The organism is Halorhodospira halochloris (genome assembly GCF_002356555.2).
GTDB classification, from domain to species: Bacteria; Pseudomonadota; Gammaproteobacteria; order Nitrococcales; family Halorhodospiraceae; genus Halorhodospira; species Halorhodospira halochloris.
Genome location: NZ_AP017372.2, coordinates 2,773,162 through 2,787,526, shown reverse-complemented (window position 1 = coordinate 2,787,526; position 14,365 = coordinate 2,773,162). Strand labels below are relative to the sequence as shown.

The 14,365-nt window shown below is 56.6% G+C and carries 12 protein-coding genes and 1 pseudogene; 8 read left to right on the top strand and 5 right to left on the bottom strand.

Going from position 1 to position 14,365, the window contains the following annotated elements; genetic code table 11:
• Nucleotides 1-208: 208 nt before the first annotated feature.
• Nucleotides 209-1,048, bottom strand: coding sequence for a polyamine aminopropyltransferase (gene speE, locus HH1059_RS12750; protein WP_096406732.1), 840 nt, complete (start codon nt 1,046-1,048; stop codon nt 209-211).
• A 51-nt stretch (nt 1,049-1,099) separates the two neighbouring features.
• Here speE and speA point away from each other — a divergent pair, with 51 nt between their 5' ends.
• Both speA and HH1059_RS12740 read left to right on the top strand, forming a co-directional pair.
• Nucleotides 1,100-2,989: a biosynthetic arginine decarboxylase gene (speA, locus tag HH1059_RS12745; protein WP_096406729.1), complete on the top strand. Its 1,890-nt coding sequence runs from the start codon at nt 1,100-1,102 to the stop codon at nt 2,987-2,989.
• Nucleotides 2,986-3,849, top strand: coding sequence for an NAD(P)-dependent oxidoreductase (locus tag HH1059_RS12740; RefSeq protein ID WP_096406726.1), 864 nt, complete (start codon nt 2,986-2,988; stop codon nt 3,847-3,849). The genes speA and HH1059_RS12740 overlap by 4 nt, the downstream gene beginning before the upstream one ends.
• Before the next feature lie 72 nt (nt 3,850-3,921).
• On the opposite strand, the gene HH1059_RS12735 is transcribed toward HH1059_RS12740, so the two are convergent.
• Both HH1059_RS12735 and argS read right to left on the bottom strand, forming a co-directional pair.
• The gene (locus HH1059_RS12735) at nt 3,922-4,590 is read right to left on the bottom strand and encodes an SPOR domain-containing protein (RefSeq protein WP_096406724.1); all 669 of its coding nucleotides are present in this window, start codon (nt 4,588-4,590) and stop codon (nt 3,922-3,924) included.
• A gap of 12 nt (nt 4,591-4,602) precedes the next feature.
• On the bottom strand, nt 4,603-6,369 hold the full coding sequence (gene argS / locus HH1059_RS12730) for an arginine--tRNA ligase (protein ID WP_096406721.1): 1,767 nt from the start codon (nt 6,367-6,369) through the stop codon (nt 4,603-4,605).
• On the opposite strand from argS, the gene HH1059_RS12725 reads away from it, so the two are divergent.
• Together HH1059_RS12725 and HH1059_RS12720 are read left to right on the top strand one after the other, a co-directional pair.
• Nucleotides 6,358-6,858, top strand: a complete 501-nt coding sequence (locus HH1059_RS12725) for a hypothetical protein (RefSeq protein WP_096406719.1) — start codon at nt 6,358-6,360, stop codon at nt 6,856-6,858. The two genes, argS and HH1059_RS12725, sit on opposite strands and share 12 nt — an antisense overlap.
• 58 nt (nt 6,859-6,916) lie before the next feature.
• Nucleotides 6,917-9,208: pseudogene (locus HH1059_RS12720) on the top strand (S8 family peptidase); the annotation flags it as partial.
• 48 nt (nt 9,209-9,256) lie between these two features.
• Here HH1059_RS12720 and HH1059_RS14155 read toward each other — a convergent pair.
• Nucleotides 9,257-9,871 (bottom strand): outer membrane beta-barrel protein, encoded by a 615-nt coding sequence (locus HH1059_RS14155; RefSeq protein ID WP_162549562.1) that lies wholly within the window; start codon nt 9,869-9,871, stop codon nt 9,257-9,259.
• 132 nt (nt 9,872-10,003) lie between these two features.
• On the opposite strand from HH1059_RS14155, the gene HH1059_RS12710 reads away from it, so the two are divergent.
• The 4 genes from HH1059_RS12710 to HH1059_RS12695 are packed head-to-tail and all read left to right on the top strand — an operon-like array spanning nt 10,004 to nt 13,468.
• Nucleotides 10,004-10,813, top strand: a complete 810-nt coding sequence (locus HH1059_RS12710; protein ID WP_162549561.1) for a type II secretion system protein GspK — start codon at nt 10,004-10,006, stop codon at nt 10,811-10,813.
• Between the two features lie 41 nt (nt 10,814-10,854).
• A complete protein-coding gene (gene gspL / locus HH1059_RS12705; RefSeq protein ID WP_096406709.1) occupies nt 10,855-12,090 on the top strand; it encodes a type II secretion system protein GspL in 1,236 nt (411 codons plus the stop codon).
• Complete coding sequence (gene gspM, locus HH1059_RS12700) at nt 12,087-12,617, top strand: type II secretion system protein GspM (protein WP_096406706.1); 531 nt, start codon at nt 12,087-12,089, stop codon at nt 12,615-12,617. The genes gspL and gspM overlap by 4 nt, the downstream gene beginning before the upstream one ends.
• A 5-nt stretch (nt 12,618-12,622) precedes the next feature.
• A complete protein-coding gene (locus HH1059_RS12695; protein ID WP_162549560.1) occupies nt 12,623-13,468 on the top strand; it encodes a type II secretion system protein N in 846 nt (281 codons plus the stop codon).
• Nucleotides 13,469-13,617: 149 nt separating this feature from the next.
• Here the strand turns inward: HH1059_RS12695 and HH1059_RS12690 are convergent, their stop codons facing one another.
• The gene (locus HH1059_RS12690) at nt 13,618-14,364 is read right to left on the bottom strand and encodes a hypothetical protein (RefSeq protein ID WP_096406701.1); all 747 of its coding nucleotides are present in this window, start codon (nt 14,362-14,364) and stop codon (nt 13,618-13,620) included.
• Nucleotide 14,365 lies beyond the last annotated feature (1 nt).

Here is a 14,365-nt window from a genome sequence, read left to right as displayed (position 1 = left end):
GAGCGGCTTCTGGGTGAGCGGCTGAGAGCTTTAAGCCATGCCGTTGCCACTGTGGCAGCCGCTGCGAATTGCTACCTCAAAAGCCCAATGGTGCCACCATCTGTTGGCCCCAATGCAGCAGCCGCTGCGGGCCCTTACCCGGCTTACTGCTGCTGCATTGGCGGCCGTCAGATGATCGCTATCGGCTGTGTGGCTACGCCGATGCGCCTCAAAACTTCAAGAGCTCTGGTGTTGCTAGGGCTGCGCGGTGAATGTCGGCGTTGTAATACTGGGTTGGGAAATCCTTATCAGCAGAATCTTCAGCCCGGAAGTTGCGCGGGTCACCGCCGTTGGCCATTAGGGTTGCTGACCACCAGCCGGATGGATAGCCGGGAACCGGGAAGGTAATAGTGTGGATGCCATCAAATCCGGCCTCTGTAGCCGCTTGGTGCAGCGGCGCTATAACCGTATCGCGGTGGAGCAGTGGTGACTCGCTCTGTTGTACAACAATGCCCCCGGGAGCCACTGCCCGGCGCGCAGCGCTGAGAAATTCCGCGGTGAAAAGGCCTGCAGCCGGCCCAACTGGATCTGTGCTGTCGACAATGATCAGGTCGAGCGACTCTTCTTCAATGCTGCGTATCCACTCCACCCCGTCGCTGAAGAGTAGCGTGGCGCGCGGGTCATTATTGGCGCTGCATAGCTGCGGTAAGTACTGCTCGCATACACGCGTGACCCGCTCATCAATCTCCACTTGCACGGCTTGCTCAACATTGGAGTGGCGCAGAACCTCACGGAGGATGCCGCAGTCTCCGCCGCCTATGATTGCCACCTTTCGCGGTTCGCGATGGGCGAAAAGCGCTGGGTGGGACATCATCTCGTGGTAGAAGAACTCGTCCCGCTCGGTAAGCATAACGCAGCCATCCAGGACTAGTAGCCTGCCCCAGTGGCTGGTCTGATATACCTCAATGTGCTGAAAGTCGCTTGTTTCATCGTGCAGCTTCTGTTCTATAGCTAGAGAGAATGCTACACCTTCACTCTCGACTGCTTCTCTAAACCAGCCGTCGCCCATCATGCCTCCAATTTTTCCAAAGTTTATCACTACTAATGTTACCATTCCGGGATGCAAATTGACTCGGCAGATGTTCCAGCAGGTCAACTTTACAATGTGCCGCTGTGGAGTGAGGGGTATTTTGATATCTCCGCTGCGGGGCGACTGCGCGTTCGCCCGCAGCGTGATTCAGGGCCAGCGGTAGAGCTACGCCAAATCGTTAAGGAATTGCCGCGCCAAGGGCTTGCGGCGCCCGTATTGGTTAGATTTCCGGCCATCCTGCGCGATCGTGTTGATACCCTATGTACGGCCTTTAGCACGGCGATGCAGGCGGTCGGTTATGCGGGCGATTACCAGCCGGTGTATCCCATAAAGGTCAATCAGCAGCGCTCTGTGATTGAGGAGATCGTCGCTGATGGCCGGGTCGGCCTGGAGGCTGGCAGTAAGCCCGAACTGCTCGCCGTTATAGCTATGGCCCCCGCGGGCGGAACCATAATCTGCAATGGCTACAAAGACCCGGAGTATGTGCGCATTGCGCTGCGTGGGTTACAACTCGGGCTGCGGGTTCACCTGGTGCTGGAGAAGCGCTCTGAAGCGCGTTTGGTGATGCGCGAAGCCAAGCGTTTGGGTATTACGCCCTGTTTAGGGATCAGGATTCGGCTGGCGTCGATCGGGGCAGGAAAGTGGCAGAACACCGGGGGTGAGCGCTCTAAGTTCGGTCTGACGGTTGCTGATGCATTAGCGGTTGTAGATGAACTGGGCGACGGCGGTTTGCTCAACTGCCTTGAATTGCTGCACTTTCATTTCGGTTCGCAGATCGCCAATGTCCATGATATCCGTCAGGGCATGGGAGAAGGTGCCCGCTTTTATGCTGAGTTGCACAAGCTCGGCGTACCGGTTACCAAAGTCGATGTTGGTGGTGGGCTGGGGGTCGATTACGAGGGCACTCGGTCCCGCTCGTTTTGCTCGATTAATTACAGTATCGAGGAGTATGCCCACAATGTGGTTAATGCCTTACAGAAGGTTTGTGCCGAAAACGATCTGCCGCATCCGACGTTGATTACCGAAAGCGGTAGGGCCATGACGGCTCATCACGCGGTGCTGATTACCCAGGTAATTGATACCGACGCCGTGCCGGCGGAAGATGACTTGGATCCCCCGGCCCAGACTGCCCCTAGTGTGGTCAGGGAGCTCTATCGCTGTTTGTGCGAGCACGCCGAGCGCCCCGCCACGGAAATATATCATGATGCCCGATACTACCTTGAAGAGGCACAGAGCCTTTATTTGCACGGTATATTAAGCTTGGTAGAACGCGCTTACTGCGAGCGCTGTTACGAATCGGTGGCTAAGCTGCTACTGCCCCGGCTCAACCCTTCGCGCCCCCATCAGCGCGAGGCTGCGGATGAACTCAACCAGCGTCTTGCTGACAAACTATTCGCCAATTTTTCTGTCTTTCAGTCTATACCCGATGTATGGGGGATAGAGCAGATATTTCCGATAGTGCCGTTAGCAGGCCTGAATCAACCGGTAGCGCGCCGCGGAGTCGTGCAGGATTTGACCTGTGACTCGGACGGAACCGTCTCGCTCTATGTCGATGGCGATGGGATAGAGAACACCTTGGCCCTTCCTGCGCCTGAACCGGGTGAGCCGCTGTGGTTGGGTGTGTTTATGATCGGTGCCTATCAGGAGATCCTCGGTGACCGGCATAATCTGTTCGGACAGACCGACTCGGTCAATGTCGAGGTCGATGAGCATGGCTACCACTTTACTGTGGTCAGTAGAGGTGACAGTGTAAGCGCCGTTTTGCGTTCGGTCGGCTTCGATGAGCGTGAGTTAAGCGGCGCCTACCGGCGGCGTGTCGCCGGCTCTGAGCTTGATGAGGCCTCACGCCGCGCCTGCATAGCCGATTTGGAAGCAGGTTTGCTGGGTGGCACTTACCTAGAAGGGGGAAGCAGTCCATGAAAGCAGGAGTTATTGGATTAGGGGCAATGGGTAATGGGATAGCCGCCAACCTGGCTAATTCCAGTCTGCTGAGTGCTGTATGGAATCGGACGCAGGAAAAGGCTGATGCCTTCAGCGCTGAATACAATGTCGCGGCTGTCGGTTCTCCGGCCCAGGTGGCAGCAGCTGCTGATGTGGTGTTTATCAGTGTCAGTGCCGATAACGACCTGCTCGGTGTGATTGATGATCTAAGTGAAGGCCTCTCGCCCGGTTCGGTTGTGGTAGACACCTCCACTGTTGCTCCTGATACTGCGCGAGAAGCGGCGCAGAGGGTGCGCTCGGCCGGGGCTGAGTTTCTCGATGCCCCGGTCTCTGGGGGGCCGGAGGGGGCCAGGCAAGGCTCTATGGTGATGATGGTGGGAGGCGATGAGCGAGTCCTGGAGCGCATCCAGCCGCTACTCGACCCAATCTGTACTGCAGCTCATCATATGGGGCCAGTAGGCGCGGGACAGGCTACTAAAGCGGTCAATCAGATCATGGTTGCCGGGATTATGCAGGGGGTTGCGGCGGGCCTAGCGTACGGCAAGGCACAGGACTTAGAGCTCGATCAGGTGATTGAGGTGCTCAGTGGCGGAGCAGGCAATAACTGGCAACTAGTTCAGCGCGGCCCGAATATCGCCCGCGCCATTTTCCCCCCGGGTTTTAAGCTGGCCCTGCACCGCAAGGATCTAGATATAGTCCGGGCTGAGTTGGCGCAGCAAGGTAAGGGCATAGAGCTTGTAGAGCGCGCCATAAGCGATTATGACAATCTGATCGAGCGGGGATATGGCGATGAAGACATCTCTGCGCTCTTTAGGTTGCGGCAAGAGGAAATAGGTTAGTTGCAAAAGCGCTCCAGCAGCCTTCTTATCTAGAGTCAGCAGGCAAGAAGGCGCGGTGAGTCTCTTATAGAACTACCCCTCAGTACGCAGGAGTAGCGGCTCGATGTTGTTGTCCTCCATGCGCTTGCGGGCCTTCTCTATCTCATCGTGCTTATCAATCGGGCCGACCCTGACTCTATGCCAGTTCTGGCCATCATCTAACTCAACCGTGTGGATTTGGGCTGGCAGCCCGACAAGGGCAAGCGAAGCGCGCATGTGCTCGGCGTCATCCTTGTTGCGAAAGGAGCCCGCCTGTAACAGGTAGCTGTAGCCTTCCTCAAGGGTGGGGGCACGCTTGACATCCTCTTCCTCGTGAGCCGTGCGGCGGCGCTCAGCAGGAGGCGGATCGTCCTCCGGAATTGCGACCTCGTCCTGCATCAGGATATCGTAAAACTCATAGGAGCGCTCCTCCTGCTCGGGACCCGCTTCCTCATCCCTCTCTTCTTCCCGCTCAGAGCGGCTTCTAGCCGCTACCTGCTCGGTGCTCGGCTGAAGTATCTCAGGGTCGTCCTCGCCATCTTGAATAAACTGCAGCGCGGAAAAGGCCAAGCCTCCAATGACGGTCCCCCCAAGCAGCCACATCCAGCCCGGGGGCGCGGGCTTGTCATTGCGTCGGCTGGCACCCGGGCCACCGCTCGCACCCGACCCCTTGGCATTGGATTTTGTGCTGCGTGTTGTCGGTTTTTTACGTTGTTGGGCCATGATCTTTGTCGTTTACATTCGCTCTGGGGCGTCAACGCCAAGTATTCCAAGGCCATTGGCCAATATCTGGCGGGTTGCCTCGATTAAAGCGAGACGCGCATTGCGTAGCTCACTATCCTCTACTATAAACGGCACCGCGTTGTAATAGGTATGAAGTGATGCCGCGAGCTCCCGCAAATACTGGGCGAGCTGGTGGGGTTCACGCGCAATGGCAGCTGCCTCTACGATCTCAGGATAACGGCCAATAAGATCGAGCACTATACTTTCGTGCTCGGTATCGAGCCGGGGTAGGGCAGTGAGCCCCTGGTCCCGGTCGAACTCCAGGTTGCGCTCAGAGAGCTGGCGGAAGACGCTACAGACCCGAGCATGGGCGTATTGACAGTAATACACCGGGTTATCGGCCGACTCCGACTTGGCTAAATCGAGGTCAAAGTCCATGTGCTGCTCGCTGCGCCGCATGACGTAGAAAAAGCGCGCAGCATCCTTACCTACCTCTTCGCGCAGTTCGCGCAGGGTAACAAACTCACCAGAGCGAGTAGACATGGGCAGTTTTTCACCGCCGCGGTAAAGGATTGCGAATTGAACCAGGCGGACATCTAGCTCGCTGGGGTTGCGACCCAAGGCTTGTAATGAGGCCTTAACTCGCGGCACGTAGCCGTGGTGATCGGCCCCCCAGACATCAATCAGGGTGTTATAGCCGCGTTCTAGTTTGTTCAGGTGGTAAGCTATATCGGCAGCAAAATATGTGGTCAGCCCATTTTCGCGGCGCAGTACCCGGTCCTTGTCGTCACCAAAGGCGCTAGCACGAAACCACAACGCCCCCTCAGCGGTATAGGTCTGCCCAGCATTGGCGAGCTTGTCTATAGCCGCCTCAATATGGCCGTTATCAGCCAACTCGCGCTCTGAGAAATAGCTATGATAGGTGACACCGAAAGCGGCGAGGTCCTCTTTTATATCGCCTAAAATGGCGCTTAGAGCGAAGTCTAGAACCCTTTGATAAGAGCTTTCGCCGAGCAATTGCTTGGCACGATGGATCATGCAGTCGAGGTATGCCTCTGCATCGCCGTTTGGTTGATCACCGTCAGCTGGCAAACCTTCTTTGAGCTTGGCAAAGGGCTGCACGTGTTTTTCGCCGTCGGCGTTTAGCAGTTGCGCGGCATGACTTTTGATATAATCGCCTTGATAGCCTTTACTGGGGAATGCTACCAGCTCGCCGGCTGCCTCAAGATAGCGTAGCCACAGGGAGATGGCGAGGATATCCATCTGGCGTCCGGCGTCGTTTACGTAGTATTCTCGATGGACAGTGTAGCCGCCTGCCTCCAGGACACTTGCAAGGGCGTCGCCGAAGGCTGCACCGCGACCATGGCCGACGTGGAGTGGGCCGGTGGGGTTGGCTGAGACGAACTCGATATGGACGCTATGGCCGTGGCCGATATTACTTTTGCCGTAATTGCGACCCTCGCTTAGCGCGGTACGTACTGCCGCATGACGAGCGGCAGGGGTCAAGGTGAAGTTCAAAAAGCCGGGGCCAGCTACCTCGACACCGCTGATTACATCTGATGTGGGTAGGTGCGCGCGAATCGTTGCGGCTAGATCGCGGGGGTTACGGCCCGCCCGTTTGGCGAGCAACATCGCCGTGTTGGCAGCGTAGTCGCCGTGGGCGCGGTCACGGGCGCGCTCAACCTGGATTTCGGGCAGCTCCAAATCCTGCGCTAACTCGCCGTTAGCGCGCATGGCTTGTAGGGCCTGATCGAGGAGATTAGCCACGTGTCGCTTCATTATTCAGAGACTCCGGTAGGTTGCCGGTGGGTATCCGGTTCGCAGGGTAAACCGCCTATTATCCAATCCTTGGCGAGTATATGCCAGCACTGTTTTGTCGTGTTGCTTATCGGTGTACTCGGCTATGGCCAGGCGGTGCTAGCTGAACCGTTTGGCGCGGGCGAGGTTTGGCGCGGTCAAAACCATCAAGCCGAGCAAACGGCCTGTAAGCTTATCTCTGATGAGCAGAAGTGGCAGGAAATTTGGCAACAAGTCGGTGAGTCTCCGCCGCAGGACTGGCCGGACGGAGCGCGGGCGATCGCCGCCCTCGATCAGCAGCGCCCTAGCGGGGGCTATACCCTGCAACTGCGGGCCTTTGATGACAAGCGCCTGGTTGTGGAGTCACGGCCTCCCGAGGGACCGGCGAGCTCAGTGATGACAAGACCATGGTTGATAGCGCTGTTTGTTGAAGGAGGGATAGAGTCAGTTGCGTGCTCGTTCCCTGAGTAAAGCAGGTCTTGCCATCCGGCACCTGCCGGCGCTGCGGGTCGTCTTTGGTCTAGCCGTTATGCTGCCTGCAGCTCTGCAGGCACCTATGGGTGGCCCGCCGCCTCAGCATGCCGGTTCGGGTGCCGATCCTCACGAGCTTATTGTAAGTTTTGCTAGTGGCACTCAGGCCAACGTCAAGCGCGCCACCCATCAAGCTTACGGCAACTATCGGCGCATGCGCAGCCGCACTAACGGCTGGGAAGTGGTGGTGTTGCCGCCCTACGCCGACCGTGAACGGATCAGACAAAAGTATATCGATGATCCTCATGTCGAACACGTCGAGCGCAACCGGACGGTGCTTAGAGTTGGTGCAGCGGGATCGGCTAAGAACGGCGAAGGTAGTTACTCAACAGCTGCCAACGACAGTGATTGGTTGCATGATGAGCAGTGGGGCCTGGAGCGCATCGGTATGCCGCAAGTGTGGGAGCAAATGGGCGAAGATGGCTCAGCGGATGACGTCGGCGATGCCGGTGATATTGTCGTCGCTGTATTGGATACCGGGATCGACCGTAACCATCCTGATCTAGAAGATAACATCTGGCAGAACCCCTCAGCTGAGGAGTGCTCAGATGATTATGAGACCGACGATGACGGCAACATCCTGCCGTGTGATGATGATTTTGGCTGGGATTTTACCTTTGACGGTAGTGATGGGGACAAATCGGGCCAGCCTTATGATGATAACGGCCACGGCACCCATGTGGCAGGGATAATCGGCGCCCACGGTGGCCATAATGGCGGTGTCTCTGGGGTGGCCCGAACTATCCAGCTAATGGCGTTGAAGTTTCTGGATAGTAGTGGAAGCGGAAATGTAGCTGATGCCATAAGGGCGATTGAGGATTACGTCCTTGAGCATAATGTGGACGTCATTAATGCCAGCTACGTTAGTACCGTATCCTCGACAAATCAGGACCGTCTGCCGACAGATTGCGCCGACTTGACCAATCACGATGGTAAGCTTGAGTGCGAGGCGATCGCAGCGGCCGGAGAGCAGGGCGTGCTGGTGGTCGCTGCCGCTGGGAATAACGAACGCAACAACGATAACCCTTCCGAGATGACACTGCCGGCATCTTTGCCGCTGGTAAATGTAATATCAGTGGCCGCCTCCGCTAAGGAGCAGGATAGGCTCACCAGCTTCACCAATTACGGCCGCCTTACCACCCATCTAGCTGCCCCGGGCAAGGGTATCTACAGCACTTATCTGGATGATGGCTATAAACGCCTTGATGGCACATCTATGGCAGCACCGATGGTCTCAGGTCTTGCTGCGCTGCTCATGCAAAGGCACAACGCCGAACAGGGTGAACCGCAGACTGATCAGGAGCGCCAGGAGCGTATGCTGCAAGTACGCGAACAGATCTTGGGCACCGTTGCTTGCAATGAAGAGTTAGCTGACGAACTCGGCCATGAGTGCTATGGCGGTGAACTGAAAGGTGGCAAGGAGAATGCCCGCGACTACGCCGAGCGGACTTTGCTCGGTGGTCGCCTGGATGCCTGGTCGGCTTGGTCAGCTGAGGAAGGTAATCTTGCCCAAATGCGTGCGGTGCCACCGAGCCATCTTAGCGTCAGCGATAATGATGCCAGTGGTGGGGCCGAACTTTATTGGTTGGGCAGCAGCCCGACAACCGACAGGTACAGCATCAAGCGCCGCTACAGTGATGAGGATGAGTTCACCGAGATTGCTAAGGTTGAGGCATCCATTGGCGCGCACAGTTTTGCAGATAACGAGCCTCAAAAACCGGGCACATTGTACCGAGTAGCTAATGTCCAGGCTTACCCCCCTGATCCAGTGTTGGCGAGCGCCGAAGCCAAAAATGACAGTGTGAGCTTACGTTGGTATGAATACCCGATGACCGAGCAAGGCTGCTATGAGTTGCGGCGTCACGGTGCAGATGGCACCGAGCTGTGGCAAGTTGCAAGGGAGCATAAAACCTATACGGATAAACCGGGGCGTGGTGATTTTTCATATAGTGTCCGCGCTTGTCTGGATTGCACTAATGAACGCGAAGGTGAGAAGAACTGCTCAAACTGGTCTAACGAGAAGCAGGTCTCAGTGGTGGGCTCGGGAACAGCGGAATTAGTGGAGAGTTTTGAAGGATTTGATAACGCGGACAGTGACTCACGCTGTTTCATCGCGACAGCTGCCTACGGTAGCCCCTATGCTGCTGAAGTGGAATCATTGCGTGAGTTCCGCGATGCGGTCTTAATTCAACATGGACTGGGAAGGGCCTTAGTGTCTGCCTACTATAGGGTCAGCCCACCGCTCGCCGCTTGGGTGGCCGAGAGCGACACCCTGAAGGCCTGGGTCAGGGGAGTTTTGGATCTGTTTTATACCTTTCGCCAAACAGGTGAGCGGCGGTTACCAGCGGTAGCCGAGGCCAATGTCGATCAAGGTGTGATCGGGCTCCAATCTGAAACTGTTCTGCCAGGTTTGGGACTCATAATGCATGACACGCAGATTCAAGCCTGTTCGCCAATTTTCTGTGATGTCGATGTTGATGGCCCCGGTGTAGGCTATGCCCCAGGTATTGGTCCAAGATGAGAGGGTTCTCATTTGATTGCTATGGGACTCAAGCTCAAGGCGTGCCCCGGCAACCCCTATGCCTACTTCAAGAGAGGCCGTATCTGTGGGACGGTATGTGAGAAGTGATACGGCCTCGCCGCCAAAGGGAATTTGGGCTGTGAACCGCGCGCCGTCTTCCGCAGAGCTTATTTCGGCATTGCTTATCCAGGCTGATAGCCTTAGCTGTAGGCCTGCTTGGTCAAAGATTGAAGCGGTGACTGCAAAGTCAGCGCCTATTCCGACGCCTGTATCACTCCAGGTGCCGGAATTGCCATTGGCATCAGACCAGCCAAGATCTATCTGGCTAAAAACTGTCCAGGCTGAGAGCCTGAATTGGGTCTTGCCCGGCTCCGACGCCCATAGCGGCTTGGCCGGCCATAGCAAAAAAATCAACAGCAGTATAATTGCCATGGCCAGTTTAGCTAGGTTATTGGTGGGCAAAATGATCCAGGCCCCTTATCCAGCCAGTCGCTGACATCTTTGAGAATTTAGATCGAATATAGCATGTTAAGACATCAAGGGCCTTCTACACAGCAGCGCGGAGTGGCTTTAATTACGGCACTGCTCGTTGTTGCTCTGGCAAGTGTGGCCGCGGTTTCGCTGACTTCCAGCCACCAGCTGGATATGCGTCGCGCCCAAACCAGCCAGAACTTTGGTCAGGCCCAGCTCCACGCCGCAAGTCTTGAAGCGCTCGCTGCGGAGATGCTACTTGAGATCGGGGTTGACGAGGAGATGGCCTTAGAGCAACTCGATGATGACTGCCGCACCCAGCCATTGAGCTTTGAGATCGATGGCGCGGGGGTGCAGGCGCGTTTGGAAGACCTGCATTGCCGAATAAACCTCAATAATCTGTTAGACGCAGAGGATGAAGAGACTGAACAGGCGTTTATCTCCTTAGTAGATGCCCTTAATCGCGAATACGGTGAGGTCTCACTAGACGCTGCGGATCTGATAGATGCTCTACGGGCCTGGGCTGATCCTGAAGTTGAAGAGGATTGGTATTCGCGTCAGGATCCACCGTACCGCCCCGGCAACCGGCGTCTGGCAAGTGCGGGCGAGCTGGTCATGGTCAGGGGTATGACAGCAGAGGCTTATCAGGCATTATCGAGGTATGTAACTGCCTTGCCGGCTCAGGGAACCCGCTTTAACGCCTTTTTGGCGCCGGAGAGGTTGCGTGAGGCCTATGATTTGCCGCCGCCTGCGGAAATGGATCCTGATGAGTACGGCCTAGGTGATTATGCTCAACTGGAGGTCTTGATCGAGCAAGATGACAGGCTTTACCAGCAGTGCAGCATGATCCATATCCCTAGTGGCGATATCGTTATGCGGCGGTTAAGGGGGTGTGATGGCTAGTTGCCGCATAGGATTTAAAGACGCGCGAGGCTGGCGGAAAGATGGCTGAGATCTTCTGTCTGCGCCTGCCGGCTCAGGCCGATGGCAACTATGAATATGCGCTAACCGCTCTCGGGGGCTCAGATGGAGCCCAGCAAGGCGTAGTTAGTTCTGAGCAGGTAGCTGAGCTGGCCGGCAACAGGCGCTGTGTTGCTGTTGTTAGCGGCTTTGATGTGCTTATTACCCGGGTCAAGCTGCCAACGCGCAGTCGTGCGAGGGTTGCTCAGGCCTTGCCATACGCACTGGAAGAGCAACTTACCAGCGACATCGAAGATCTGCACTTTGCTATCCGTCGAATAGACAGTGACGGCGGTGTCCATGCCGCGGTTGTCGAGCATGCCGCTATGCAACGCTGGCAAGCGGAACTAGCTGAGTTGGGTCTTGATGTGTCGGCTATAGTCCCAGAAAACGGGCTTTTGGCTGCGAAAGAACCTCATTGGCAGGTCATTGCTGATGGCAATCAAGTGGTAATGGCCTTGGGCGGTGATGGCTTCGCCCTTGAGCCGGCAACGGCACCAATCACCCTGGAAGCGGCTTTAGCAACTGCTGAGCAGCCGCCGGAGGCGATCGAGATAGAGGCCCCGCAGGGGCTGCTGGAGCGCTTCGAGGCAGTGCCTGCCGCGCAGCCTGAGCCGCCTCCAGTCAAGGCCCAGGAGAGTGACCGGCCGCTCTTTGTCCGCTTAGCCGAACGGCTTGACTTAAGCAGGGCAGTCAACCTTATGCAGGGGCCTTATGCACAGCGTGAGCGTTGGGGTTGGTTGTGGCGGCCGTTGCGACCGGCCGCAGCACTGCTCGGGATTTGGCTTCTGGCACAGGTCGTGCTGCAGATAGTAGAGGTGAATCAACTCGCAGCAGAGCGCGAAGAGTTGCGCAATGAAATCGAGTCTGTCTACCGTGATACATTCCCCGATGGACGCGTGGTCAATCCGCGAGTGCAAATGCAGCAACACCTGCGCAGTATTCAGGGCAGTGGTGAGCAGGATAATGATGAGGCCTTGCTCAGTCGCTTATTGGTCCAAGCTGCACCGGCCTTGGCCAGCGATAGGTTACATTTGCGCAGTCTGCGTCTGCGCGATGGTGCCCTCGAAGTCGAGTTGAATACTGCAGATATAGAGTCTCTGGAGATGCTGCGCGCGGCCCTGGAAGATGATAGTGATTTGGCAGTGGAGATCCGCTCGGCATCGGCACGTGAGGGGAGGGTAGCGGGTAGGTTGGTGATACGTCAGGAGGCGGCATGAAGCCCGCGAGTCTGGTAGTTGAGCTTCGTGATCAAATCTCGCGTTGGTGGTCAGCGCGGAATACTCGCGAGCGCTGGATAGTTGGTAGTGGGGCGGTTATAGCCTTTGTCGTCTTACCCTATGTCTGGTTTTGGGAGCCGTTGGTCGAGCGAGCCGAAGGGCTCCGAGCGGAGGTTACAGAGCAGCGCCGTGATTTGGCGTGGATGCGCGATGCTGCGCAGCAAATCAAAGCCGCAGGGGAGGGTGGCGCCGGTGCTACTGAGCCGGTGACCGATGGACGCTCACTGCTCGGGCTGGTAGATCGCAGCGCCCGCCATTCTGGGCTTAATGATCAGGTTAGTCGTGTCCAGCCTGACGGCGAATCTAGCGTAAGGGTTTGGCTTGATCGGGCGCCTTTTAATGATTTGGTTAAGTGGCTGGATAATCTGGAAGGCGCGGGAGGCGTTGTGGTAAGTGATCTTACTGTTGAGAGAACCGGTGAGGAGGGTTTGGTGGATGCGCGGCTGACACTAGAGGTTGGCTCTTGAGGCCGTTGCGAAGAGGGGGAAAGTCGCGGCTGCGCAGCGGGGCTGGTCAGGCAGCCTCGCGCCGGCGCTTGAGGCTGCCGGGGTGGCGGTTTTGGTTGTTGCTACTATTGGGGTTATCGGCTTATGTGGCCTTTCTAATAGCTGGACTGCCATCTGCTGTAGCCTGGGAGTTCGCCAAACGCTATGTTGATATACCGCAGCAGGTTGAAGTCGGCTCGTTGCAAGGCACAATCTGGAACGGACGCGTCCTGGGTCTAGGTACAGCCGAGGTGCAAGCGGAACAGGTTAGCTGGAGCGTACAGCCGACCGCCCTGTTGCGAGGTAGCCTGGTAGTAGAGATCGAAGGCACGATGGTCGACGGCTTTGCTGAAGGGAGGGCAGAGTTGGATCGCGGTGGGCTAACTGTGCTCGATCTGAATGGCCGCTTACCGGCCTCACCCTGGGGCGCCTTGGCTGCTGAATTTGGGGGTGAAGAGGTTGCCCTGGAGGGTACCTTTAGTTTTGCAATAGATCAGCTTGAGTTGGACTATAGCGGCGATATACACCGTGCCGATGGGCGGCTGGCATGGCATGATGCGGCTATAACGGTTGATCAACACGCTCGGCTAGGCGGTATTACGACAACCTTGGTAACCGATGCCGATGGCAGGGTGACCGGGGAGTTGGGGGATACGGGAGGAGAGCTAGTCCTCTCAGGAAACTGGTGGCTCGATCTGGCCAGCGGCAGTTATGAAGTTGACGCTATTGTGGACACCCGTGAAGAGGCCGCCGATATTCTTACCCGCAGCTTAGAATTGGCTGGCCCTAGGCAGGATGACGGTGTCCATATCGGACTTGAAGGGAGCTTATAATGGCCCTCCTTGAGCAATCTCTTTGACTTCTTCCTTCATCTGCCTCCCCCTTTTTGTGCGCGATTTAGCTACCCCGGTGGTGTGGAGGGCGCCGTGAAATTTAAGTACAATGCTGCAGCTAAGCAGAAAAATGTTGCAGTTCGGAAAGTCTAGTAATAAAACCTAAAGCCGATCCTTGCTGACCGGTTGCGCTCAAAAAGATACTCAACATAGGCTCGGCTACGTTTGCCGTCATCGAGTGCTGCTTCCAGGCGGGTGGTTAATCTGCCATTGCCTAGCTTCTGTAACCCATCATCATCACTCAGTCCGAAATAGCGCTCATAGTGCGAAGCAAGCGACCATGTTGCACTGATTTGTGCAGTTGCGCCGGCGCCTATGGTGTAGCCACGGCGTTGATCTGTAGTGCACTGCTCGTCGCGATCATCCGTGTCATGGCACCTCTCAATGGTGTGTCGCTCGCGGCTCGCCGTAGCGTATAGATCTATCTGCTCACTCACAGGCAAATTAAAGCCGGCGCCGTAGAAGTAACGCTCCAAGGCGGTGCTGGTGCCTTCGGCAGAGTCATCTCGGTAGCAATCGTCAACACAGCCTTCGCTACCAAAGTAATCGAAAAAGAAAAAGGTGCCATGTTCGGCTTGCCACGAGGCGCGCAGGTTTACACCAAGTGTACGACGATACGTTATGGGCTCTGGCGCATCATCACCGTTCTCGTTTTGTGGCTTCTCACCACCGGGAAAAGCAGCCAAGGTGCGGTCAAAGAATGCTTTGCCCAGACCAGCTTGGACGAAACTGTGGCTGCGCGGCTGTGACTCATTCCCAGATGCAATAGCCAGCGTGGGAGCACAAAGGGCATAAAAGATTACCGCAACCGCGGTGCAGTGGAGACGAAGGCGCATA